This window comes from Persicirhabdus sediminis (genome assembly GCF_016595495.1).
GTDB lineage: Bacteria > Verrucomicrobiota > Verrucomicrobiia > Verrucomicrobiales > Akkermansiaceae > Persicirhabdus > Persicirhabdus sediminis.
This window is the reverse complement of record NZ_JAENIM010000039.1, coordinates 336,633-361,851: the sequence shown is the minus strand read 5'-3', so window position 1 is coordinate 361,851 and position 25,219 is coordinate 336,633. Positions and strand designations below refer to the sequence as shown.

Here is a 25,219-nt window from a genome sequence, read left to right as displayed (position 1 = left end):
CCGAAGGCAGAATGGAAAGCCCATCGCACCGTGATAGTCTCTGCCACGCCATCTAGCATTGGCGTGATCTGGTGCTCCCCCTCAGGGATATATACGATACTCGACTTGGCTCTCTTGGGCGCCGATCCCCCCATTGCAGTGATCAAATCCATGCTCTATCAAAACCATGGATCGAATGCATTCGCCAGTTAGCGGGCTGGTCGCAAATTTTTGTAACGTACAATTCACCGGCGGCGATGTAACCGTTAGTGAAATGATTAAGGTTTCAATTCTGTAAACCAGTAGAAAAACGAAGCTCGGTAGCTACTAGTCGTCGGGGTCAACGACTTGTTCGGCTAGTTTTTAGTTTAACCATCAAACCTCTTAAACTGATCAGCAACTAGTGTTAAAATAAATAGTAGCCCACCTAGCAGCATAAAGCACATTGATACATCTATGTAGGCTGCTTCCCATATCGCCCAATCAGTGTATTCACGTGGCCCCGAATATCTATAGTTAGTGGGCCAAGCTAACGGATATGCCTTAATTCGTAATAATAGACCAAGGGAAAATAGCGTTATCCCGGTTGTGATATTTCTTATCATGATTACTTTTTTACCGAACAGTATTAGATTACACACGAGAAGCCGAAATTTAGCATTTCGGCTTGGATATTTAGCCGAGGCTCCGATATAGTTCTCCCAATTCTTGGCGACTGGATTGTTTGGATAGATTGCAACTTATCATACCTAAACGCTCCCAAACTACCGCTGAATGTCAACCATTCTATCCAAACGCCCTTTTAAGCTCTCTAACTACTCCCCGCGCAAATGCAGAGCAAAAGGTGTACCTTTGTACGGACCCTTGCGGCCTCCGCCACCTTTACGCCAGTTGAACCTGCGATGGTAGGTTTTTACCGCTTTCAAGGCCTCGGTTGCGCCTACCGCATTGAACCCTTCGCGTCCATCATCGTCTAGCAGAGCTACCACCTACAGCACCAACTCGCTAGCCTCATCATGCACAGCCCTGCCTATTCACATCAGAGTTACCCCACATAACCCGGAGGGTTTCCAGACTTTAGCCGTGGGTCAGCGAGCCCAGCGAGCGCAACCCACGGACACCAGCCAGCTGATAGATCTGCCGAAGGCAGAATGGAAAGCCCATCGCGCTACAAAGAACCACTCGGTGATGATAGGAGCCACTACCACCTTGCCCCACAAACGCGGCACTCTAGCAGCCTCAACCATCTCAGAACCACTCTCACCACGCCTAGGCGGCCCCCCTTCCCTACAGGAGCAAATTGATTCATGCAAAACAGCTTGGCAAAAACACACCAAGCTGTCGCCTACTCAGGCTGGCCCCAATAAATGGTCATTCATCGCAATTATGGGTTCACATGAGAATAATAGCCGAGCCCAACAACACTGCTACAATTAGCTACAATTTCAAAAATCTCTAGAAACTTAGGGTACGAAAATCCTTGAGCTACCGTCAAGTAGGTCATTGGTTTCTGACCACTCCCATAGACGTCTTGATAAGCTTCAAGATCAATCACAGCCATCTCGTCAATGCGGGTAGAACTATCGTAAGGGGTACCTAAATATAACTTATCCCCGTCAAAAAAGAGCTCCTTGACAGTCTCCCAGCCAGTACCAATTCCTAGATGACTACCCGTAAACCGAACAGCATCACTTTGCGTAGGTGTTGGTGAAAGAGTAACAACCCTTTCTTCTTGAATAAACAAGCGGCTAACTAACATATTTTTGAAGCCACCATCATACTTAAGATCAAACTCTTTTGCTGAATTTAACTCATTTTCAACAACTAATTCAAAGGTATATGTACCTCCATCTACGACGATGCTTTCGCTCACCTTACTAGCTTCCTTACACCCGCATAAACCCAACATAAATATAAGCTCAATTACCAAAAAGTTTCGCATGCTCATCACAATCATATTACGTATTCACTTTAACTTTAATTAGGTAAGTCTGGAATTTGTACAAAAACTCACCCTCACCTCCCCTTCCAAAGACAATCCCTCGGGCAGAGGTGATTTGTTAGTTAAGAGAACTGCAAGCTGAGCTGGCTATGATATCAGCATTCCCGCTGCCCTATCATCCCCTTATTCTGGACATTCAATGCTCCAGCTAAAGAATGAGCATTTCCCAGTGCCACTATAGTGTACAATTGGCTGTAATCATAAACGCAAAAAAGCCGCAATTGCTTGCGGCTATTTGCTTTAGATCAATGGCAGAGGGGGAGGGATTCGAACCCTCGATACCTTGCGGTATGCCGGTTTTCAAGACCGGTGCATTCAACCACTCTGCCACCCCTCCGTGTGACCTTGTAAGGCACGCGCAAATTGCATGGAAACGTGAATAATTGCAAGCTACAAAAGCAAAGAAATGGCATTTTTTTCACCTCAGCTGCTCCAGCGTTTCATTATCCGCCAACCTTAAGGAACCATAACCTTTAGTGAAGCCATTGAACTCATAACAAACAAGACTCTAATACAATGGGTAAGATCTACCCACCTAGCAAATGATAGAAAATATGGCAACTGGACGCGATCAACACACCGCAAGCGGCATTGTGAAGGTCTAGCTAGCTAACATGACTCGATGACTCTTTTGAGCGCCGCGGTCTGTGTCGGGCTTTCAGCCCTTCTGTGGTTTTGGGGGCGCTCACCTAGGGTTGCGTTGCACCTGCGGCGCTGCCTTACCCTAGGCTAGGCTGTTGCATGCCTTCGGCATTTTCCAGCTCTAGCTGGCTAGCTAGCTAATATGACTCTCCCATATTCCAGCTGAAGCTTGATCGCTAGCCAATATGGATTCCTCATATTCCAGTTGGAACTGCGGACATAGACACACCTCCAGCTGAATATCAACAGCCAGCTCGGCAGTTCAGCCGCAGGCTTTCGGACTGCGGAGATCCTTCTCCGCTTTCTCTAGCGGGCCCTACATCGCCATATCTAACTCGCTCTCCATAGCGGGCTGGACAGCGGCAATTTCTAGCTCCCTTTCAGGGCGCGGTCATCCATCCCACCCACCCCATGGCTGAAGCCATGGGCTTTGTTCTTTGGGGCTTTCAGCCCTTCTGTGATTCTGGGCATGCAACCTAGGGTCGCGTTGCACCTTCGGCGCTGTCTTACCCTAGGCTAGGCTGTTGTATGCCTTCGGCATTTTCTAGCCAGTGCATCGCATTCAATCAAAATATCTAGCGAACTGGCTACACGTAGCCTATCAAACTGTGTCGGGCTTTCAGCCCTTCTGTGGTTTTGAGCATGCTTCACCTAGGGTTGCGTTGCGCCTTCGGTGCTGTCTTACCCTAGGCTAGGCTGTTGTATGCCTTCGGCATTTTCTAGCCGGTGCATCGCATTCAATCAAATATCTAGCGAACTGGCTACACGTAGCCTATCAAACTGTGTCGGGCTTTCAGCCCTTCTGTGGTTTTGGGGGCGCTCACCTAGGGTTGCGTTGCTCCTGCGGCGCTGTCTTACCCTAGGCTAGGCTGTTCCATGCCTTCGGCATTTTCTGGCTGAAGCTTGATCGCTAGCTAATATGACTCTCCCATATTCCAGCTGAGGCCGGATCGCTAGGCAATATGGCTTCCTCGTATTCTAGCTGGAACTGCGGGCACAGACACACCTACCGCTGAATATCTCCAGCCAGCTCGGCAGTTCAGCCGCAGGCTTTCGGACTGCGGAGATCCCTTCTCCGCTTTCTCTAGCGGGCCCTACATCGCCATATCTAACTCGCTCTCCATAGCGGGCTGGAGATCGGCGATTTCTAGCTCCCTTTCAGGGCGCGGTCGTCAATGACCACTATCCCATGGCTGAAGCCATGGGCTTTGTTCTTTGGGGCTTTCAGCCCTGCTGTGGTTTTGGGCATGCAACCTAGGGTTGCGTTGCACTTTTGATGCTTTCTTACCCTAGGCTAGGCTGCTGTATGCCTTCGGCATTTTCTGGCTGGAGCATCGCATTCAATCAAATATCTAGCGAACTGGCTACACGTAGCCTATCAAACTGTGTCGGGCTTTCAGCCCTTCTGGAGTTTGGGGGCGCTCACCTAGGGTTACGTTGCACCTTCGGCGCTGTCTTACCCTAGGCTAGGCTGTTGTATGCCTTCGGCATTTTCTAGCTGAAGCCGGCTAGACATCGCCATATCTATCCCGCTTACTTTAGCGGGCTGGACACCGGCGATTTCTAGCCCCCTTTCAGGGCGCGGTCGTCAATGACCACTATCCCATGGCTGAAGCCATGGGCTTTGTTCTTTGGGGCTTTCAGCCCTTCTGTGGTTTTTGGGGGGGGGCGCTCACCTAGGGTTGCGTTGCGCCTTCGGCGCTGCCTTACCCTAGGCTAGGCTATTGTATGCCTTCGGCATTTTCTAGCTCTAGCTGCGGATTCACCCCAGTCTCGCTCATCCTCACCTAGTCACGGGAAATTTACTACCCAGCTACCCAGCTACCCAGCTACCCAGCTACCCAGTTCGCCAGTTCAGCCAGTTCAGCCAGTTCAGCCAGTTCGCCAGTTCGCCAGTTCGCCAGCTCAGCCAGCTCAGCCAGTTCAGCCAGTTCACCAGTTCACCAGTTCACCAGTTCACCAGTTCGCCAATACAACAAACACCATCACCCATCACCCATCACCCATCACCCATGCCCATGCCCATGCCCAGCCACCAGCCACCAGCCACCAGCCACCAGCCACCAGCCACCTGCCAGCTGCCACCAGCCACCAGCCACCAGCCACCTGCCACCTGCCACCTGCCACCTGCCACCTGCCACCTGCCACCTGCTAGCTGCCACCTGCCACCTGCCACCTGCCACCTGCCACCTGCAAGCAGGAAATGCCTGAAACACCCGGGCACAAAAAAAGGCACCCGATTGGGTACCTTTCATTTTCGAGTGGCTCCGGCACTTGGATTCGAACCAAGGACCTAGTGATTAACAGTCACCCGCTCTACCGCTGAGCTATGCCGGAATTACTCATGTTTAACTCGATTTTCAAATGGCTCCGGCACTTGGATTCGAACCAAGGACCTAGTGATTAACAGTCACCCGCTCTACCGCTGAGCTATGCCGGAATTTGAAAACTTTGTCTGCTGCCTTGCGGCTGCGCGGCGAATAAATACCTGAATTTTCTCTGCGGGCAAGAAGAAACTACAAGAAATCTTAATTTTTTTCTGCGGCCAAAACAACTGCATTAGCCGCCGCGTAATGATCCGCGTGAGTCAGGCTAATTTTGATTTCGGTAATGTTCTGATTTTCAGCAAATTGCTGACCAGCGCCGCTGAGAACTACGGTTGGCTCGCCTGATGGCTTGCGCAAAATCTCAATATCGAGCAGGCCAAGATTTTTTCCGATGCCAGTGCCAAATGCTTTGGCGATTGCCTCCTTGGCTGCAAATCTGGCGGCAAAATGAATCGCAGGACGCTTCTGTTTTTCGCAATATTCTCGTTCAGCCGCGGTAAAAACCTTCTCACGGAAGCGAGATCCGAATTCTTGCAGTGAGGATTCGATGCGAGCCACCTCTACTACGTCGATGCCGATGCCATATAAATTCATTTTGCCAGCTGGTTGATTATGCAAAATATTTGCCGATTGCCGTGCGCATTTCAGCGACGGCCTGCGTCATGCCCACACGCACCGAGCGCGAGACGATGGTATGGCCGATGTTGAATTCCTTGAGGTGTGGCACCTCAGCGAGGTCGGCAATGTTTTCGTAGTTGATGCCGTGGCCGGCATTTACTTGCAGCCCGAGCTCGTGGCCACGCTCAGCAGCTAGCTTGAGGCGCGCGACTTCCTCGGCGCGCTGCTCACCAAAGGCATTGGCAAAACATCCCGTGTGCAGCTCTACCATTTCTGCCTCGATGCGAGCGGATGCTTCCACCTGGGCGATGTCTGGGTCAATAAACATGCTCACCTTGATGCCAGCAGCTCTCAGCTGGGCTACCGTTGGCTGCAGGGAATCAAATAGGCCGTCGACGTCCAGCCCGCCTTCTGTGGTCACTTCTTCACGAGTTTCTGGCACCAGGCAGACAAACTCAGGTTTGAGGCGCAGCGCGATGTCTAGCATCTCTGCGGTATTGCCCATTTCTAGGTTGAGCGGGATGTCCAGCTGCTCGCTGATGGCAAATACATCTTGCTCTTGCATGTGGCGGCGGTCGCCACGCACGTGTACGGTGATAGAGTCGGCACCGCCAGCTATGGAATCAATGGCACCCTCGAGCGGACTCGGCTCAGCATTGGGTGAATCTGGTAGTAAAGCGTATCGCGCCTGACGAAGTGTCGCGATGTGGTCAATATTTACGCCTAATAAAAAGCTCATGCGGTAGAGCTACCGCATGAGCCTCACAGTGGCAAGTCATTGCCAGCTGATGGTCTAAAATTACTTAGTGAGTTCGGTGAGCTCAGCACGTTTTACTGGAGCGGTTCTGTCAGCCCACTGAGCGCGGAATTCAGCGGCTTGCTCAGGAGTCACTAGGCCAGCTGAGTTGCCAAAGCTGTTGCGAGTGTATGTAAGCACTGCAGCCAGCTGGTCGTCTTCCATTGCCAGTGGCGCCATCATGCCAACAAAATCAGTGCCTTCTTTTTCGATACCGTGCAGGATCACCAGCGCAGATAGAGATGGGTCGCCATTCACTACTGGAGATCCAGCCAGCGCTGGAGCCATCATCATGCCACCACCAAGGTCGAGTCCAGCACCGTCAGGTCCGTGGCAAGCTGAGCAGATTGCGTAAGCTGCTTCACCAGCAGCCATGATTTCAGCTGGGATCACTTCAGCGTCCTCGCTCGCACCACCTTGTGCGTAGCTAGCCATTTCTTGAGTCAAATCATCACGAACCTTGAGGTCGTTATCACCTAGCTTACCTTCGTCGGAGCAGCTGATCACAGCCGCAGCAGTACAAGTGAGCATTACAGGCATCGCCAATCGGCGCAGGGTGGGAACTAGTGGTGTTTTCATGTTTGTTTTTGAAAAGTGTGAAAGTCGCTTGGTTGATAAGAGCTTTGAGGTGACGCTCTCACCAAGGTGTGACTTCATACAAAAATGAGCGTCTGAACAAGTCAAGCAAGACACAAACAAATTATGCAAACTTGCGTGCATAATATGCACAGCGAAATCACCAGCCAGAGAAATCTATCATCCATCTGTGTGAAGCCATTTTTCCCAGCCAGCTGGAAATACACTAGCCAACAGAAGATAGAAACACTTAATTGATGTGATGGATCAGAAGATGACACCAACCTGAATCACGACTCAGCGAAAGCGTGAGAAAGTCAGACAAATAACACAAAATCAATCACTAACACCAAAGATATCAGTTTGACAAAAGCTAGCAACTCGACACAAAAATTAACTCTAACCTATCACCCTCTGTATGAAGTTGCTCATCGCCATCATCCCTATGCTACTCGCCTCCTGCGATATGGAGAAACAAAATGCCGTTGACCTCTCTACGCCAGAGCCGTGGGCCAACAAAGCATTTTCCGAGTGGCCACAAATTGTATTAACCAACGAGGCCAAATTCACCGGACATACACCACTTCGCGGTGCCAGCGCCTTTCTGGTACAAGACAAACGCGGGCTAACATACGGCGCTACAGCCCGCCATCTACTTGGCCCTAATGGCGGCGTCACCCCAGAGATTGATAGTTACTATCTAGACGAAGTGCTAGAGAGCTGGAAAGTACACCCGCGCACGCTCAGTGACCAATCACTGAAGTTAGGTCGCGTCATCTTTACCGAAGACTATGCTTACGAGGAATCTCACGACTGGCTAGTGATGGAGACAGTTTTCAACCCGCTCGGCTACCCGGCGCAACCACTGCGCATGCGCGCCGAGCCAGCTGAAGTAGGCGAAACCGTCTACCTCGTTGGTGTCCCCTACGACGAGCCAGCCAGCGTCCAAAACGTCTACAAAGGCGAAGTCACCAAACGCGAACACGGCAACCTATTCCGCTTTTCTATCGAACCCGCCGTTGATCTACGCGGCTTCAGCGGCGCTCCTATTTTAGATACCAATGGCCACGCCATCGGTGTACTCTCTATCGGTTTCCAGCCAAAGCAAGTCGGCGGCAAACATGTCGAAGCTGGCGGTGAAGATATCCAGCTGGTGGCAGAACTTCTCAACTACGACCCCGAGACTGAAGCCGAGGAAATGGCCCAATAACCTCTCCCATTTAAATCAAAAAAAACGCGCTAAGCTATTGCAGCCTAGCGCGTTTTTTAGCGAACCGGACGAGCTTATTTGGCTTCGTCGATGGCCACCTCGTCGATGCTCAGCCAGTCGCCACTAAGCTTAGTCAGCGCCAGGTAGGCATCTTCAGACTTAGTTGTGAATGTCAGCTCCACAGTATTGGCACCAGACTTGATATCAGCTGAAGCCAGCACCGTTTTACCATCGCGAGCTTCAATTTTCCCCGACGCTTCTTCACCTGTGAGTGTTTTACAAACTAGAGTATAGCTGGTGTTGGCAGCAAAGCGCAAAGTAGCCGGCAGTGTCCGCGCATAAGTCGAATTATTCCTCTCACGTGTCTTTAATGAAAAGCGACCACTGATAACATCTTTGGTATAAGGTGGATTGGCTTCCGCCAAATGACTGCGCTCACCCGAGCACCATTCAAAAACACCACAGCCCATGTCGACGTTTTCAAAATCTTCGTAGAACCAGTGCTTGGCAGCCTGCGCCGAGCGGCCAGATTCCACCACACGGATTTCATCAAAGATCACCTTGCTACCATCCTTACCCGCCTCAGCAGCTAGGCTGAGCGTGGCTTCATCAACGCCAGCTGGCAGATCAAAGACCACCTTGATGCGGTTGAAATTTGTCTTCGACCACTTGCTATTAGGAACACGCATTTGCACATCTGTCTTGGTGACGTAATTGCTAACAGGCTTACCGCCCTTAGGTGTCACTGTGATAGACGCCTTGCGCTCATCACCGCTAACATTCACCCAGACGGATGCCGCGTAGGTTTTGCCACCTTGCAGGTAACGCAGTTTCTGGCTGGCAGATCCAGCTTCAGCTCCCACGTTGAGCTGTGGGTTACGTTTGCTGTCATTGACGATTTTGAAATTGGCTTGATTGCCAGTCAGCGACCAATGGTCCAGCTGGTAGCTATCAAATCCAGGATCACGCAATCGCGCAGCCGTTCCAAAGTCCATCTCCCTGACTTTTCCAGCTGGTTTGGCGTAGATCACATAAGGAACTGCAGCGTCTGGGCTCACCGAAATGGTGCCATTATTTACTGCAATTTTCTGCTCATTGGCGCGGCCAGTATCGGTCAGCTGGTAGAGGTAGACGCTATCGTATTTGCGCCAGCTATCAGGTAATTCCCAGCTACTTGTACAGCCAACTTTATCCCACAGGTAGAGTTTATCTGCAGTGATGGGATTCCATGGCACCAGCAGACGTGTCTTTTCACGCTCGAGATCCCAGCTCATGACTTTGCGACCATCTTGGCTCACAACCACCTCTTCACCTTCAATACGAGCAACCACACCATCAGAGAAAATCGCTTCCACGCCAGGCTCCCAGCTAAGCAGATCATAGTGTCTCAGGTAGCTCGATGGCAGGCCAATGGAGAAGGTAGAGTTGATGTAACTCTCAAAGTTATGTTGGTTTTTCCACCCCATAAAACCAGCGCCGTAACCACTGCGCAGCAGGACATTATCACTAAAAATGTCGCGGTCAGAATACCAAATAAAGCGAGTGATGGTGCCATATTCTTTGCGCGCGTGCGCCCAAATTGACCACGGATCCAGAGCTGAGTTATTTTCAGTTCCCATTCTCAAGCCCGTACTGCGATGCAGCTCAGCTAGCTTCCATGCTGGCCAGCCATTGCTGTGATAGGTATCGACGTAGATGAATTCAAGATCCGGCAGGTCTTTAGCCATGCCGATAAATGACTTCTGCAGGTCGCCTTTGACCATGTCGTGGTGTTTGTCGATTTCGTAGGATTGGTCCAGCCACTTCCAGCCATTTTTCTTCACCCCGTCTTTCATCTCAATGATCTCTGGGTCGTAGCGGTGAGCTTCTGGATAAACCTCGCTGACATTGATGTGGAAACCAATGCGCGCGTTGTATGCTCTAGACTCTTCGGTGAGAACTTGCAGGTCACGCAAACCTCCTGCTCGTTCGTTGTAGTGGCCTGAATAATCGGTATTGGCACTATCATGGCCCTCCGCGCTGAATCCCTTAATCAGCACCTGCTGCTCCAGACCATCGGTGGCTAGATAGCCGCGCTTGATGTCATCCAGCATGCTGAGAAATGGACGCTGAGCTCCACTGGCAAAATTCATCGCGATATTCTGGCCAACGATCTTTTTGGTCTCTTCGTGGCCAAATGGCTTGGGCATGGTCTCGCGGTAAACCAGAGCGGCGTCCTGCCAAGTCGCCTTATCATCACCATTGCGATCACTGGTGAGGAAGACACGTACAAATGGCTTTTCATTGGTCTCGCTGTCGATTTCCCGATACGCGAGCTGTGGCATCAGCGCACGAAATTCTGCATCATCACCTTTGCCGGAAGCGGCAAATGCCGTGCGTTGCGTATCAGTATGATGGTTGCTAGCCACGCCGAGCGCAAGGTCGCCTGTGGTGCCAAACAAATATCGACAACTGCCAAGCGCAGGAACCTGCTCAGAGCTACGCCAATTGTTGCCAATCACAATATCTTTCAGCTCAAAGATGATCTCACGATCCTTACCTCTGTTGGTCATCGCCACTGAGCTATTTTTCTGGCTAGCTTTGTATTGGTAGAGCGTATTCTCTGGGAAATCCAAGCTGTGCAACTTCGCATCCCCCTGCTCGTCCACCTCAGTCATGGTGATGAGAAGGCTATCTTCCTCCAGCGTGAAGACGAGCGTGGCAGTGATTTTCTCTTTTGCAAAGGTCAGCTTGTATTCAACGCTGGCCGCATCAAGTGATTTGCTAGTGACTTTATAATCAGTCTCTTTGCCATTTAATAGAATGCTTTTTGCTGCTTTTTGCTGGCCGTTAATCACCGACTTACTCGGCTTGTGAGTGTAACTAACGATGCTTGGAAAAGCGTCATCTGTCACTACCGATAGATTCTTGTTACTGAGCTCGGCACCTTGGCCTGCCGCAATAAGGCAGGCGGATATTGTGCCCACCAGCTGGGGTGTGAAATATTTAGACATAGATTGGTTTGGTGTAAATAGTTAGAGCGAACTCGCCTTCTGTGCCATCGATCAGGCGTGTCCAGCACTCAAACTGGCCGAGTTCATATACGAAATTACTTTTAATAACCAATGGTTTTTTCATCATGCAAATTTCACCGCCAAACAACCCGTGAATGACTGCTCTAGCGGAATTTCACGATCTAATTGATTATAGGCGAGTTCCAAAAAACCAGATGCGTCAGACAGAAAGCACAACTTCGGATTTTGGATACAAATTATTTTTGCCTAGCTCACCCACAGGACTTATTTTGTCAGTTGGTTGAACAACCATCTACAAACATGAAAATTTCCATATCCTCACTGCTGGCAGCGGCTGCGCTGACCAGCTCACTCACGGCGGCTGAGTTAGACCGCACGGTATTACCCATCCAGCTGCCACCCCGCCCGGTGATCACCGAGATGGACGCCCGCAAGGCTAACTTGCCACAACGTGTTGATGTCAAAGCACCAGCTGGAGCGCCCAACGTGCTGCTCATCTTGCTGGATGACTTGGGCTTTGGCGCCTCTAGCGTTTTTGGCGGCCCGATTCCCACCCCCACGCTCGACCAGCTAGCGGAAAATGGCCTGCGATATACCCATTTCCACACCACAGCACTGTGCTCGCCCACTCGCGCAGCGCTCAAATCTGGCCGCAACCACCACACCTGCAACATGGGGTTCATCACCGAGATGGCCACCGGATTTCCCGGCGCCACAGGCATGATTCCAAACTCCGTCGCGCCAGTGGCGGAAATGCTGCGTCTCAATGGCTTCAGCACCGCTGCCTTTGGCAAGTGGCACGAAACCGCAGCCTGGGAGGTCAGCGTTTCCGGCCCACACACCCGCTGGCCCACCGGCCCAAATGGTGGTTTTGATAAATTCTACGGGTTCCTCGGCGGCGAGACCAACCAATGGGCACCGTATTTATACGATGGCGTCACCCCCGTCGAGCTGCCAGACGACCCGAACTACCACTTCATGGCCGACATGACCGAGCAGGCCAGCCAGTGGATCAAATTCCAAAAAGCCATCACCCCAGAGAAACCATTTTTTATCTACTTCGCCCCAGGAGCGGTGCACGCACCACACCACGTGCCGAATGATTGGATCAAAAAATGGCATGGCAAATTTGACCAAGGATGGGACCAGATGCGCGAAGAAACCTTAAAGCGCCAGCTGGAAATGGGTATCGTGCCAGCCAATACCCAGCTCGCACCGAAACCCAAAGCGATTCAGGATTGGGACAAACTCAATGCCGATGAGAAAAAACTCTTCACCCGTCAGGTAGAAACATTTGCCGCCTACCTCGACTACGCCGACCACCACATCGGCCAGCTAGTGAAAACCATCGAAGAAATTGGCCAGCTGGAAAACACACTCATCATCTACGTAGCGGGCGATAATGGCACCAGCGCCGAGGGTGGCATGAATGGCATGTTCAACGAATATACCTACTTCAACCAAGTGCCTGAAAAAGTCTCCGACATGCTGCAACACCTCGACCAATGGGGCGGGCCAGAAACCTACCCGCACATGGCTGCTGGCTGGGCGGTCGCGCTAGATACACCATTTTCCTGGACCAAACAGGTGCCTTCAGATTTTGGCGGCAACCGCTCAGGCATGGTCGCCTCCTGGCCAAAAGGCATTCAGGCGAAAAATGAAATCCGCCACCAGTTCAGCCACGTCATTGATGTCGCCCCCACCATCCTCGAGGCCACCCAGCTACCGGAACCAAAAATCGTCAACGGCACACCACAAATCCCCATGGAAGGGGTCAGCCTGATGCCCACATTCAATGACGCCAATGCTGAAGAGTTGCGCAAAACGCAGTATTTCGAAATCGCCGGCAACCGCGCGATTTACCACGATGGATGGTTTGCCCGCATCATCCACCGCGCACCGTGGGAAGCTCAGCCGCGCGCCCAGCTGGAAGAGGAAAAATGGCAGCTCTATAACCTCAAGGAAGACTACAGCTGCATCAATGACATCGCCGAGAGCCAGCCACAAAAGGTCGAAGAAATGAAGGCGCTCTTCGCTGAAGAAGCGCTGAAATACCACGTTTACCCGCTCGACGACCGTGTCTTTGAGCGCCTCAATGCCACCGCTGTAAACCGCCCAGATATCCTCGCTGGCAGAACGTCCATGACGCTCAGCGATGGCATGTCTGGCATCATGGAAAGCAATTTCCTCAACGTCAAAAATATGTCCAAGGTACTCACCGCCGACATCGAGCTGGGCGACCAGCCAGCTGAAGGCGTGATCATCGCCCAAGGTGGTCGATTTGGTGGCTGGGCGCTCCACTGTCATGACGGCAAACCTGCTTATACCTACAATTTCCTCGGCCTCGAGCAGACCACCATCATGGCTGAGCAAGCACTGCCAGCTGGCAGCGAAGGTGATCAGCTACAGCTGAGATTTGAGTTTACTAACAATGGCACCGGCCCAGGCGCTGGCGGCACGGGCAAACTCTTTGTTGGCGACAAACTTGTCGCTGAAGGAGAAATCCCACGCACTCAGGCTGCGATTTTCTCAGCTGATGAAACCGCTGACGTCGGCTTCGACCTCGGCACGCCGGTGGTGGCTGAGTTCAAAAACGAACATGAAACCAAGTTCAATGGGCAGATTCCCAAGCTGCTAGTGGAAATCTCCAAACCCATGCCAGCTAACAAACCAGCTGGCGAATAATTTCCAGCTAACAAACCAGCTGCAAACATCAACCTAACTATGCTGAATGCCTGCTCAATGTTTGAGCAGGCATTTCACCAAACAAACCGCAGTAATAATGCGCAAAGCGTCCCTGATGCAGAAAGCCACTTGCGTACGCCGCTGCCTTCACCATGCCCACATCCGGCTCAGACCCCAACAGCAACTGGCGCGCGAGATGCAGCCGTTGGTGACGCAGAAATACCGACGGCGTCACCCCTAGCAGGTCTTTAAACAAATTCTCTAACCCACGCTCAGACAAGCCAGACGACACGCATAGGTCGCTAACATTAACATTCTCCGCTAGATGATCGTGAACAAAATCTCTCACCCTGCGCAAGCGCTCATAGCGGCGTGTCCCTCTAGCTCGCCCACTCGTACTTCCATTCGGCTCACCATTGTCAGCCACCGCCCGGTTGATAGAAATAGAGGCGCGGCGATCACCCTCATCAGTTAGCCGCTGACGCAGTGCGCGCAGCAGATTGGGCAAAAGCTGGCGACCGTAGGCAGCTAGCAGTTTATTTCCCTTTGGCGCGTGTGCCGCATCCACCAGCAGACGAATCAATGCCTGCAGCTGAACAAAGGATTCGGCTCCCAAATCCCAGCCACCACCGTGGCGCAAAATACTCGCCGACATTTCTGGAAAATGCCGCATCACATCGCGCTCAAACACGGCCACTGGGATAGTTAAAATCGCATTGATAGAGCCAGCTGAATTTGCCGAATCCAGCACCCCAGACGGCGGAAACATGCCCAGCCAGCCAGCGGTAAAATCCAGCCCAAAGTTAAACGAATGCGCCGGCCTAGGACTGCGCAACACCAAACTTAGCGTATAACAATCCGCTGGCATCACCCCCTCGTACAACATCTGCGGGCCAGCACTCACCACATCCAAACAGCCAGCATCTAAAAACACCCTAACTAGCTTCGACCGGCTTGGCTTTTTACTCAGCTGGCACGGGTGTAGCTGACCACCAAAAATTGCTTGTTCAAACATCCCCGCGTCAGAGAAATCCATCTCAACCAACTGACCGTCAATCATCATTAAAAAACACTATGCGCCAGCCGTCACTGCAAACTCAAGCTCATTAACTGCGGATTTTGGCTATCGATGCATTTTGACACTTTGCGCCAAGTCATTCTAGTCTAGCTACTAGTCGGCATTTTTTACACAAAGAGCAACTAATCACCGCAGCAAAACCACCCACTAACAAAGATCCAGCAATCTCACCCCACACCATCAAACAGTCATGAAAAAAACTATCACCTACTGCAGCTGTCTAGTTCTCGCCACCACCAGTCTATCACTAGCTGGATCCAGCCAGCCACTCACCCCGCCACCATTGAGTATAGAAAATACTAACGACGGCTGGTACTATCGTGCCGCCATCTACCTCTGGGCGCAATCATTAGACGGCGACATCGGCGTGCGCAATAACATTGCCGACATCAACGTGCCATTCTCAGATCTCGTCGACAATCTAGAGGTCGGCTTCATGGGCTCATTGGAAATTGGCAAAGACAGATGGAGCCTGCTGCTAGATCTCAACTACGCTGACATCAGCGGCGACCACCGCACACCGCGGTCATCTATCAGCCTCGAGCAAAAACAACTCATCACCAACCTCGTGCTCGGCTATGAAGTCTATCAATCCAACAGCTCCACCTTGTCACTCTACGGCGGCATGCGTAGCAACTGGCTAGACGTCAGCGTCGACTTCAATGACCACCACATCGACCAAGACAAAAGCTGGGTCGACCCTATCATCGGCCTGCGCTACAACCACCTATTCAACGAAGATTTCTACCTGCGCGCAGCTGGAGACATCGGCGGGTTTGGCATCTCGTCTGATCTAACGTGGCAAGCAATGCTCGGCCTCGGCTGGCAAATCAACCCGTGCACCGGCGCCGTCATCGGCTACCGCGCCATCTATACCGACTACCATGACGACGGATTTACCTACGACGTCACCGCCCACGGACCCGTCATCGGCATCGAATACAAATTTTAGTAGGAACCCAGCAGCTAGCAGCAGCCACCGCACCCCAACTCCTGCTAGCTGCAATCACCCAAGCTAACAACAGCCAATAACCGCTCCCTAACTTTAAAGTGTCATGTGCAGGATTGGAAATGGCTTTCCCATATCATCAAGCGGTGAGCGCGAAACGACTTTGAAACCCATGTGCTCGTAAAATCCAACAGCCAATGGATTTTGTTCGTTCACATCAACCTTAGTTACACCTAACTGATCGATTGCGTATTGCAGCAGATTTTTACCAATACCTTTACCTCTTGCTTCGTTCAAAATAAATAACATCTCAACCTTTGCGTCGTGGACAACCAGAAAACCCATAATTGATCCGCTATCATTTTTCACACACCTCAATGTTACAGCCGGAAAAGCTTGCTCAATGATGATGGGTTTAAAAAACTCAATATCTTCCTCTGTTATGAAGCCATGAGTTGCTCGAACTGAATTCTCCCAAACATGAAGCATTTCTTCGTAATCTTCAGGAAGCACGTTTTCTACTATCATCATATTTTCTCTAAAGTTGACTTACATCTACATGCATCCGCAAACGCTAATTTGATCCACAAGCCACACCTTGTCTACAAATAACATAACCACTTCAAATTGTTTGTAAGTAGCCGAGATTTAGCATCTCGGCTTTGTCATTTAGCAGCGGCTCGCTTTAGGTTTCCTAACGCTTGCCGCCTAGATGATTTTGATAGACTGAAATCTTTCATGGTTACATGCAGTCAAACCACCCTAGAATATCAATTATAGATAATGGCCAAAAAGTAGTTATTGCAGTTTATACGGTTTCCACTCGCCGCCCACGGATTCACGAAATGCACCTATACCAGAAGGCATCTCGTACAAGCCATTTACACTTGGGTCTAGCTGAACAATCTGCCCCATTGTCACTATTCTAGCATCCTCCACATCACACTCTTGATCACCCATAAATTGCCATTCGCCATCCTCATCATGAACCACATGAAGGATTGGTTTCCCATCCTCAATGATATGCTTGCTCGTATAACACGCTGTATTTTCAGCCTGAGGAAATAGGTAATTAGGATTATTGATCATCACGCCACAGACTATCCAACAGGTCACATGATAGCAATATCTAACTACCCACCTCAGGCACGTTCAATTCATAGGTGTCAGTATAAAGTGAATCAACATCCTCCTGAGCTCGGACCAAGCTCAGCCTAATAATCCTGCAGCAAAATCATCTTTTCTAATTACAAAAAGTTACCTTTGCCCGACTTTATTTGAGTTCCATCGCCCCGGAATTCACACATCGCCCCTCGCCATTCCCTCTTCCTCCGCCCCAACGTGGGCGAAACATTGCAGCCCAGTCCAAGGCAGAGCCGAAGGCTCAACGCAGGGCTGGGATAAACCCACACACAAACCTAGCCCTGAAGGGGCGAGACAAGGCCTAACTAATGCAACGAATCTGTTGCCAAGTTATTTCCATGATCAAAGCCATCAATCTCAACCTCCACGCCCATGCCAACAGCCAAGCACATCCCCAAAAAGCAAAACGAGACTCGCTAGGGCTCCCGATTTATATTTTCGCTTCCGATAAGTCACTTCTATTCGTTAGCAATGTAGGCGTTTCTTGAGATGACGTCCCCCCTCTTTGTAGGCCACCCAAATCACTGTGTGAGGATATTTTGAGGAAATAAGATCGACTACTCTACTTCTTGCTTCGGGCTCCATCTTTTCTCCCATAATCACAGCTGAGAGATCTTCCTCCGCAAATTCATAATCAGTATAATCGCCTGTGTCTTGCGGGCGCTTAAATGTAGAAACCCTGTATTCTTCTTCGTATTTCCAATCCAGAGTTTTCGTATACGTATATTCATCATGTATTTGTTTAGCTATACCAGCAGCCCCGCCTTCTAACAAAGCATCAACAAACCCATCTGCTGTATTAATTTGTAGATCTCCATCTATATATTTAACAGGTTCTGCTGCCAACCAAGCACTGTCATTCTCTTCATTACATGCAAACTCAAAAACGCATCCATTATGACCTTTTGCATAGTGATGCCACATCGCTGCGGAGTTCCAAACTTTAGAAAGACATAAAATCCTTTTTTCAGAATACATACACTTCCATGCATTTCTAATTTCATCAAACAAACCCTCACCAATATGACCCGTAAATGCCTGAGGGGATGATAATATACATTCAATCAACCTCTCTCGGCTACTTTGCTCGCCACACTTTAACAGATGAAAAAATGTTCCAAAATCATCACCAAACTGGCTAAGATCTAATTCATCTGGGTTTTTAAGCAGTTTTATCAAGCGAGTCAGAAAAGCTTGATTCACTGATTCAAAATCGAAACCATCTAAAATATCTAAAGGGACGTCAAAAGGATCATTAAATATCTTTGACGAACTCCATCTGAGGGTAGCGTTCTCAGCCACTTTTATCGCAGTGCCATATTCCATGTATTTATAGAACTGCTTTATTTCGTGAGGTCTTTTTCTTATCACTTGGCTACACTCACCCACCTAGCTTAAACTTGTCAATCATGCTTCAATATTGAACTTCCTCAAAATGTTAATTACGACCTGATCTTCACATAACACACGCTGTCGTCAGCAAGGCTGCGTCGCACCACTTGATAGACAAGCTCAACTAGCAACATGCCCACTTGCTTGTCGACAGGCATATTTAAAAGTACACCACGCTGTTGAAAAAAATGCTTAAGCTGACCCCGCGATTAAAGTGCGAAGTGAAAAAACGATAACGTACTACTCTGCTTGTATCACAGTCCAAGCTTCTGCAGCACTGTCAATTTTAGTACCTTTGGGCACGAGTGTACAACCACCACCTATGAAATAGATGTCTAGCTCTGTTTGAGTCGCTATTTCAGCTAGAGCATCAACAAGCTTTATATTCTCCGCTTTCAGTGTTATCGCATTCGTGGAATTAACATCGCTGGACAGCAGGTCCTCAGTATTCTCGGTGTTCTCATATTCAACATTCGACCTTGTTTTTCTAATGATGAAGGAAACACCTTTATATGATGGTTCGACCTCTCTATCTAGTTCCCTAGCCCGTATACGCAAAAAATCTATCGCCTCTTCTACTGAAGTATTTTCAAAATCCACAACAGGAATCACAATAGACTCAAGCTCAAAAACACGAGCAGCCTTCCTATCTTCCACTTCCTTATCCTCAGTAGATACTGATCCTGTGTGGTTTTCATCTTCTGAATCACAAGAAAAAGTGCACAGAGAGCAAAATGATATAAATAGAATTTTGCCAAACTTCATCATAACCAAACGTACATAACTGATTCCAGCTAACAAGTCACCCTAAAATAAATAACAGCAAGCTTGTCACCTCCAGTTAATCCTACCCCAACCACGCGGGTAAACAATGCTATAACCTATACCATCTGAGGCTCCTCCCTCCAACAGCCAGACTCTGAAAACTGCCAACAGAACACAAACGGACACCCGTCCCTCTATTCTACCTTCGGCAGATCCATGCTAGCTGGCCTGTCCGTGGGTGGCGCTCGCTAGCTCGCTGACCCACGGCTAAAATCTTAAAACCCTCCGGGTTTGCCAAAACACTGCCTGACTCTGAAAACTGCCCACTGAACACTAACAAACTTCCTTTCCCGCCGGCAGACCATGCTATCTGGCCCGTTCGTGGGTGGTGCTCGCTAACCCACGGCTATAATCCTTAAACCCTCCGGGTTTGCCAAAACACTGCCAGACTCTGAAAACTGCCAACTGAAAACTAACAAACTTCCTTCCCGCCGGTAGATCCATGCTAGCTGGCCCGTCCGTGGGTGGCGCACGCTAGCTCGCTGGCCACGGTTAAAGTCTTAACACCCTTCGGGTTTTCTTGAAGTGAACCAGCTAGTGATACCGCGCTGACGCCCTCTTGATCACCAACATCTGGTTGCCACCTTTTTGTAATTCATACTCCACTTCCCTAACATCAACGGAATATCCGCTATCTATCAACACACTCAGCAACGGTTCAATATAAGGTGAATATTCACGCATTAGAGTGAGTAATGGAAATATTCTCACCTCTTTGGCAACCCTTAGCATTTCCAAAACCGACTGTTCATGAAACTCATATGAATAATGATCGGTATACAGGAATAAGAAATGAGAGCACAAGCCTAGCTCAAATTGATCATCTGCAAACGGCAAACTCGGCAGAGCCCCTTGCACATAACTACTTGACTGACGATTTACTCGATAGTCATCAGTAAAAACCTGAGTTGCCTTCATGCGATTCTCACGTAATCCATCAGAGCTTCCATGATATGACCACACCCAATCGTTAGGTGTATTTTCAACCTGAGCGATGATGTTATCAATTACAGCATTAAAACGTTCTTCTATTTCATCGGCTCCAAATTCATAAATAGGATCAATTGAAATTACCTCACCACCCAATGCTCTTAGCTCTGCATTGAAACTCGCCGGACCGTCTGCAACACCAATAATTTTTGATTTAAGCTCTGATTTTGTGAGGCTAAACATCTTTTGATATTCATCCAACGATCGCCCAAAAGGCACGACATTTTCTAATCTCATCGCCATGACTGAAACTCCCAAACCAAACAATATTGTCAATCTATTCTATTCTCAGCCAGCTAGAAATCTCTAGCAAAGTAATATGCCTATCAATAGGTCTCAGAATTAATCTTCGTTAGTATTGAGAATATTAAGAATGTAAGGAGCTAGCTGAACAACAAGCTCACCTCTAACTTTATTTAGAGAAACTAAGCCGCCCTTGGAGTCCTCAAGCACCCAATCAGCAACAAAACCATCTGAACCCCTTACACTTGCCCAAAGCTTAATTGGCTTAATCACCTCCTGCTCAACGACGATTCTAGCTGGTTCTTCTAAAATCAATTCAAGGTGAATTCCCTGTCTAATATCGCCCAACAGCTTATTGATCTCTTGCCGTGACTTAACTTGCTGCAAGCTGCCTTGCTTATGATGAAATTGAGCTGAGTCAAAAATATGAATCATGTGCTCTCTAAGAAAGTCCGTTTCACCGAAACTTAAAACTGCAATATCTAATTGCCCATTGCATATCCTAGCTTTGTCATTTGCGATGAGCGAACCAGAGAATAAGAGGTAAGTAATGGTGGCGCATAGATATCTCATGACGCAACCCTACCACATAACGAAGGGCTAAATGTAAACATTGCGTAAATCACAAGCCTCCAAATCCCAACTCGAAACAATAACGCCATTTGCCAGCTATGTAATCGCGAAATCTGTGAATTCTACCTGCAACAGCCTGGCTCTGAAAACTGCCCACTGAACACTAACGAACTTCCTTCCCGCCGGCAGACCATGCTATCTGGCCCGTTCGTGGGTGGCGCTCGCCAGTTCGCTGACCCACGGCTAAAATCTTAAAAACCCTCCGGGTTTTCTTGAGCTAAACTAGCTATCACTCACTGGACTTTTTCTTAAGCTGAACCAGCTAGCGATGGCGCGCCGAGCTCTCTGGCAGATGCCTCGCGTACGCAAACCATCTAGGTATGCTCTAGCTGGACTAGCTAGTGATAGATATTTCTCAGCCAACTGGCATTCTTTTTAGGCCCAAGCAGACCAGCTGGTCAACGAACGGCTTTCACCTGCAGCCATAACTCTAACTGCAGAAACGATGCCAATTGAGTGGGCCGAGGAACCTGTTGCTTATTCGCAGGCAAAAAAAATGCCCTTCCGAAGAAGGGCAAGGAAGCGAAGAAAAATACCGCCAGCCGGGATCGAACCGGCACTCCGATAACCAGAATCGGATTTTAAATCCGACGCGTCTACCAATTCCGCCATGGCGGCATTTGCAATTCGCTTGCGGGCTGGAAGCTAGAGACGTTTTTGGATCACGTCAATAGCATCCTGCAAAGTTTTTTGTACGTGCCCTTCTTTAATTTCGACAAGTTCCTGAAGATGAGGCAATGAGGCAGCTGTACCAATTGACTTTAAAATTGTCGCCGCGGAGATCAAATGCAGATCATCGAGCTGATCGATGACATTGAGCAGTTCAGGCTCGGCAACGATGCCGAGTTCCTTCATCTCATCTTGCCAATCGACTGGCGATTGCGTCCACAGGTGGACAAGCATTTCCTGACGCCCGTTGACTTGATGTTTGGTGAGGTAGGCCATGCATGTAGAGGTCATTTTCCCACGCTCAATCAGTCCACGGCAGGCATCCATCACCAACATATCAGTATTGGTCCCCTCGTTGGCCCACTGAGTGAGTGCATTGATCGCTTCCACTTTGATGTCGTCATCTGGATGCTCAAGGAGGTTATTGAGCTCCACACGGATTTCATCACGGAACCTGATTGGAGGCGCCAGCGCGAGGCGTTTGATTGCCTGCATCACGGCGAGCTTATCGAGACTACCGAGAGCTGCTAGATTCTGACGATAGAACTCTGGATGATTGACGTCTATCAACTGACTGCGGTTGGCATCGCGCAGCGTGCTTTGGTTAACAATCATGTCTACCAGACGAAGGTCTTCGTGTACCTCAAGGATGCGCCCGTAGGTTGAGCACATGTCTACTAGGTCGTCCATGGTAATGCCTGGCTGAAGAATCACCATGAGGCCATCTCTATCACCTGTACCACGTGGGTAGATGATAGGCCTATCGTTTTCGCCCGTTTTGGAGAAGATGTATCCTTCAATGACATCTGCGTATTTACCTACCTGACGCATATACACAGCACTAACACTATTAGGCACTTTGGCATTTTTCACCGCAGCCTCAACTGGCTCGTAGCCAATTTCGTATTTGTATTTTTGCATTTTGTCGTCTTCGCTGAGCTGGATCTCGCGCTCGACAATTTCTCTATCAAAGTCACTAGTGTCTACTACCACTGTTTCATTAGCAGGCATGACGATAGGCAGGGCTAACATAGCAAAGGCGGTAAGCGCGACACAAATAAGGCCGATCAATCGGCGACGGTATGAACCAGCCACAACTAGGCCACCACCAAGCAGAGCAATGAATGCCAAAAACGTCCAACGTTGTTCGTTAGTCATATCAGAGATAGCCCCCATGCTATGGGCAATAACATACCAAACGATGACCAAGATGATCATCCCCCAGCCGGTCAAAAACATTAGAGTGTGCTTTAGCGAACTTGGCCCAACCTGGCTAACATTAACGTCAGCAGCATAGTTAGTGGTTTGGAAATTCACTGGAGCTGCCACCGTCTGACCACGACCGAACCGTTCGAGTCCGGCTTTCTTTTCACCAGGATAGAGCTTCACCTTTTTATCAGCCTCTTCTTCAGGCCTTTTGATTTTGAACCTGTGGTCACAAGCACCGCATTCTACGGTTTTGCCTACGAGGTCTTCGGTACCGTCGAACTGTTGTTTACATTTAGGACATTCTATGATCATAGGATATTGGCCTTAGGGATTGGCTCCAACTCATTTGAGTCAAAAAAAGCATATCTGTTCAAAGATTTTTTTACCACTACGAAAAAAAGAGAATCTTCGACGTCTCGCACTTGCCAGCAGGCTCCAGTCTGACTAAGTTCGCAGCATGCTAGCCACCATCGAGTCACTCTTGGTTCTTCAAGAACGCGATCAACGCATCATTAAATTAAATAACGAGCTTACAGCGATTCCTAAACAAGAGGAATACGCAAATGCGAAGTTGAACGAATCGAAGGCCAACTACGATCTAGCCAAAAAGAATTGGCAGGAAAAACAAGTCGCTATTAAAAAAGTTGACCTCGATATCAAGACGCGCCGCAATACGCTAGAGAAACTCCAAGCCCAACAGTTTGAGACACGTAACAACGAAGAATTCCACAAGTTAGGCGACGACATCAAGCGCTATAACAATGACATCGACGAGCTGGAAACCACCGAGCTCGAGCTGATGGAAGCTGCTGATGAATTGCAAAAATCTGTAGACGAAACGCAAAAAACGATGCAGCTGGTGCAAGCGAGCATCGACGACGATATCGGCAAATTACACAAGCGCGCGGAGGTGTGCCGCGGCCAGCTAGATGAGCTGCAACAAGAGCGCGCCCAGCTGGGAGCCAAAGTGGATTCGGGAGATCTCGACCTATACGAGCGCTTACTCAAATCCAAAGACGGCCAAGCGATTGCTCAAGTAGTTGACAAGCAGTGCAGCGGGTGCCACATGAAGCTCGTGCCTAATACGCTGAGTTCGATCCAAGCCGAGACTGGTCTCGTATTGTGCGAAAACTGCAGCCGTATCCTCTACCTCTAAGCCAAGAAATCAGCTAATCATTTTCCTACTACCATGACATCAGAAACGATCTTAGAAGCACTCAAACAAGTCACCTACCCAGGATTTTCCAGAGATATTGTCTCCTTTGGACTGGTCAAAGATATCACCATTGAAGATGGCGTTGTCACCGTCTACATCAGCGTACAGACCAAAGACCCAACGGTTCCTGAGCAAATCTTTAACGGCTGTCACGCAGTGCTCGACGACATGGAGGGAGTGAAATACCCACGCATCGAGATCGATGTGCAAGAACCACCGAGTCAGGCAGAACAAGCTAGCCAAGGCAAATCAGGCATCCCAGGTGTGAAACACATCATCGCTATTGCCTCAGGCAAAGGTGGTGTAGGCAAATCAACCGTCGCATCTAACCTAGCGACTGCGCTGGCTAAATCTGGCGCTAAAGTTGGCCTCTGTGACTGCGACCTCTACGGCCCATCTATTTCACTGATGTTTGGCACTAACGATCGCCCACTAGCCACTGAAGATAACAAGATCATCCCGCTGCAAGCGCACGGTGTGAAATTGATGTCTATGGGGTTCTTGCTAGAAGACGCTAGCCCAGTGATCGTGCGTGGCCCACTAGCCACCCGCTACACCCAACAATTTCTCCAACAAGTAGAATGGGGCGAGCTCGACTACCTCATTCTCGACCTCCCTCCAGGCACAGGCGACATCCAGCTAACCATCGTACAGACCACGGCGCTCACCGGCAGCATCATTGTGACTACACCACAAGAAGTGGCGCTCATCGATGCCCGCAAAGCGATCTCTATGTTCTCTAAAGTGAACGTGGACATTTTAGGACTGATAGAAAACATGGCCTGGTTCGAATGCGACCACGGCGTGAAATACCCGATCTTTGGTGACGGCGGCGGCGCTGATGAAGCCGCTAAGATGAAAGTGCCATTGCTTGGCCAGATTCCTATCGAGATTGCTACCCGCCAGCAAGGTGACTCAGGCGCTCCAGTAGCGCTCAGCCCGGAAAGTGAAAGCAAAGCCAGCGCAGCCTTTGCAGCGATTGCAAAAGACATCCGCGACCGCTTCCCAGCCTAAGACTAACCA

21 protein-coding genes and 4 tRNA genes are annotated in these 25,219 nt (G+C 49.5%); 5 read left to right on the top strand and 20 right to left on the bottom strand.

Annotation, left to right across the window (positions count from 1 at the left end; genetic code table 11):
• Nucleotides 1-794 precede the first annotated feature (794 nt).
• The 9 genes from JIN82_RS08990 to JIN82_RS08950 all read right to left on the bottom strand — a co-directional run bounded on the left by JIN82_RS08990 (nucleotide 795) and on the right by JIN82_RS08950 (nucleotide 6,943).
• On the bottom strand, nucleotides 795-968 hold the full coding sequence (locus JIN82_RS08990; RefSeq protein ID WP_200311293.1) for a hypothetical protein: 174 nt from the start codon (nucleotides 966-968) through the stop codon (nucleotides 795-797).
• Nucleotides 969-1,363: 395 nt separating this feature from the next.
• On the bottom strand, nucleotides 1,364-1,921 hold the full coding sequence (locus tag JIN82_RS08985; RefSeq protein ID WP_200311292.1) for a hypothetical protein: 558 nt from the start codon (nucleotides 1,919-1,921) through the stop codon (nucleotides 1,364-1,366).
• 309 nt (nucleotides 1,922-2,230) lie between these two features.
• Nucleotides 2,231-2,318: transfer RNA gene (locus tag JIN82_RS08980), tRNA-Ser, on the bottom strand.
• 2,304 nt (nucleotides 2,319-4,622) lie between these two features.
• Nucleotides 4,623-4,757 carry a hypothetical protein gene (locus JIN82_RS17490; protein WP_267906518.1) on the bottom strand — a complete coding sequence of 45 codons (135 nt, stop codon included), beginning with the start codon at nucleotides 4,755-4,757 and terminating at the stop codon, nucleotides 4,623-4,625.
• A 128-nt stretch (nucleotides 4,758-4,885) separates the two neighbouring features.
• Nucleotides 4,886-4,960, bottom strand: a tRNA-Asn gene (locus JIN82_RS08970).
• A gap of 28 nt (nucleotides 4,961-4,988) precedes the next feature.
• Nucleotides 4,989-5,063: transfer RNA gene (locus tag JIN82_RS08965), tRNA-Asn, on the bottom strand.
• Nucleotides 5,064-5,151: 88 nt separating this feature from the next.
• A complete protein-coding gene (acpS, locus tag JIN82_RS08960) occupies nucleotides 5,152-5,544 on the bottom strand; it encodes a holo-ACP synthase (RefSeq protein WP_200311636.1) in 393 nt (130 codons plus the stop codon).
• Nucleotides 5,545-5,560: 16 nt separating this feature from the next.
• Nucleotides 5,561-6,307 (bottom strand): pyridoxine 5'-phosphate synthase, encoded by a 747-nt coding sequence (locus JIN82_RS08955; RefSeq protein WP_200311290.1) that lies wholly within the window; start codon nucleotides 6,305-6,307, stop codon nucleotides 5,561-5,563.
• A 60-nt stretch (nucleotides 6,308-6,367) separates the two neighbouring features.
• The gene (locus JIN82_RS08950; RefSeq protein WP_200311289.1) at nucleotides 6,368-6,943 is read right to left on the bottom strand and encodes a c-type cytochrome; all 576 of its coding nucleotides are present in this window, start codon (nucleotides 6,941-6,943) and stop codon (nucleotides 6,368-6,370) included.
• 415 nt (nucleotides 6,944-7,358) lie between these two features.
• Here JIN82_RS08950 and JIN82_RS08945 point away from each other — a divergent pair, with 415 nt between their 5' ends.
• On the top strand, nucleotides 7,359-8,150 hold the full coding sequence (locus tag JIN82_RS08945) for a S1 family peptidase (RefSeq protein ID WP_200311288.1): 792 nt from the start codon (nucleotides 7,359-7,361) through the stop codon (nucleotides 8,148-8,150).
• A 74-nt stretch (nucleotides 8,151-8,224) separates the two neighbouring features.
• Here JIN82_RS08945 and JIN82_RS08940 read toward each other — a convergent pair whose 3' ends face one another.
• Together JIN82_RS08940 and JIN82_RS17485 are read right to left on the bottom strand one after the other, a co-directional pair.
• Nucleotides 8,225-11,143, bottom strand: a complete 2,919-nt coding sequence (locus JIN82_RS08940) for an endo-alpha-N-acetylgalactosaminidase family protein (RefSeq protein WP_200311287.1) — start codon at nucleotides 11,141-11,143, stop codon at nucleotides 8,225-8,227.
• Nucleotides 11,136-11,270, bottom strand: a complete 135-nt coding sequence (locus JIN82_RS17485) for a hypothetical protein (RefSeq protein WP_267906517.1) — start codon at nucleotides 11,268-11,270, stop codon at nucleotides 11,136-11,138. Before JIN82_RS17485 ends, JIN82_RS08940 begins: the two co-directional genes overlap by 8 nt.
• Nucleotides 11,271-11,464: 194 nt before the next feature.
• On the opposite strand from JIN82_RS17485, the gene JIN82_RS08935 reads away from it, so the two are divergent.
• Entirely contained in the window at nucleotides 11,465-13,849 is a 2,385-nt protein-coding gene (locus JIN82_RS08935; protein WP_200311286.1) for an arylsulfatase, read from the top strand.
• A 37-nt stretch (nucleotides 13,850-13,886) separates the two neighbouring features.
• Here JIN82_RS08935 and JIN82_RS08930 read toward each other — a convergent pair whose 3' ends face one another.
• Complete coding sequence (locus JIN82_RS08930) at nucleotides 13,887-14,912, bottom strand: helix-turn-helix domain-containing protein (protein WP_200311285.1); 1,026 nt, start codon at nucleotides 14,910-14,912, stop codon at nucleotides 13,887-13,889.
• Nucleotides 14,913-15,117: 205 nt separating this feature from the next.
• Here JIN82_RS08930 and JIN82_RS08925 point away from each other — a divergent pair, with 205 nt between their 5' ends.
• Nucleotides 15,118-15,879: an outer membrane beta-barrel protein gene (locus JIN82_RS08925; protein WP_200311284.1), complete on the top strand. Its 762-nt coding sequence runs from the start codon at nucleotides 15,118-15,120 to the stop codon at nucleotides 15,877-15,879.
• Nucleotides 15,880-15,972: 93 nt separating this feature from the next.
• Here JIN82_RS08925 and JIN82_RS08920 read toward each other — a convergent pair whose 3' ends face one another.
• The 8 genes from JIN82_RS08920 to JIN82_RS08885 form a co-directional block, all read right to left on the bottom strand.
• Nucleotides 15,973-16,404: a GNAT family N-acetyltransferase gene (locus tag JIN82_RS08920; RefSeq protein ID WP_200311635.1), complete on the bottom strand. Its 432-nt coding sequence runs from the start codon at nucleotides 16,402-16,404 to the stop codon at nucleotides 15,973-15,975.
• A 270-nt stretch (nucleotides 16,405-16,674) separates the two neighbouring features.
• Entirely contained in the window at nucleotides 16,675-16,965 is a 291-nt protein-coding gene (locus tag JIN82_RS08915; protein ID WP_234041880.1) for a hypothetical protein, read from the bottom strand.
• Between the two features lie 519 nt (nucleotides 16,966-17,484).
• On the bottom strand, nucleotides 17,485-18,390 hold the full coding sequence (locus JIN82_RS17590; protein WP_325099484.1) for a DUF2971 domain-containing protein: 906 nt from the start codon (nucleotides 18,388-18,390) through the stop codon (nucleotides 17,485-17,487).
• Between the two features lie 261 nt (nucleotides 18,391-18,651).
• Nucleotides 18,652-19,179 (bottom strand): hypothetical protein, encoded by a 528-nt coding sequence (locus JIN82_RS08905; RefSeq protein ID WP_200311281.1) that lies wholly within the window; start codon nucleotides 19,177-19,179, stop codon nucleotides 18,652-18,654.
• A gap of 591 nt (nucleotides 19,180-19,770) precedes the next feature.
• Nucleotides 19,771-20,502 carry a class I SAM-dependent methyltransferase gene (locus JIN82_RS08900; protein WP_234041879.1) on the bottom strand — a complete coding sequence of 244 codons (732 nt, stop codon included), beginning with the start codon at nucleotides 20,500-20,502 and terminating at the stop codon, nucleotides 19,771-19,773.
• 66 nt (nucleotides 20,503-20,568) lie between these two features.
• Nucleotides 20,569-21,042: a hypothetical protein gene (locus JIN82_RS08895; RefSeq protein WP_200311279.1), complete on the bottom strand. Its 474-nt coding sequence runs from the start codon at nucleotides 21,040-21,042 to the stop codon at nucleotides 20,569-20,571.
• A 593-nt stretch (nucleotides 21,043-21,635) separates the two neighbouring features.
• Nucleotides 21,636-21,720, bottom strand: a tRNA-Leu gene (locus JIN82_RS08890).
• A gap of 27 nt (nucleotides 21,721-21,747) precedes the next feature.
• Nucleotides 21,748-23,292 carry a zinc ribbon domain-containing protein gene (locus JIN82_RS08885; RefSeq protein WP_200311278.1) on the bottom strand — a complete coding sequence of 515 codons (1,545 nt, stop codon included), beginning with the start codon at nucleotides 23,290-23,292 and terminating at the stop codon, nucleotides 21,748-21,750.
• A gap of 145 nt (nucleotides 23,293-23,437) precedes the next feature.
• On the opposite strand from JIN82_RS08885, the gene JIN82_RS08880 reads away from it, so the two are divergent.
• Nucleotides 23,438-24,136, top strand: a complete 699-nt coding sequence (locus JIN82_RS08880; protein WP_200311277.1) for a zinc ribbon domain-containing protein — start codon at nucleotides 23,438-23,440, stop codon at nucleotides 24,134-24,136.
• A 33-nt stretch (nucleotides 24,137-24,169) separates the two neighbouring features.
• Nucleotides 24,170-25,210 (top strand): Mrp/NBP35 family ATP-binding protein, encoded by a 1,041-nt coding sequence (locus JIN82_RS08875; protein WP_200311276.1) that lies wholly within the window; start codon nucleotides 24,170-24,172, stop codon nucleotides 25,208-25,210.
• The last annotated feature ends 9 nt before the right edge of the window (nucleotides 25,211-25,219 follow it).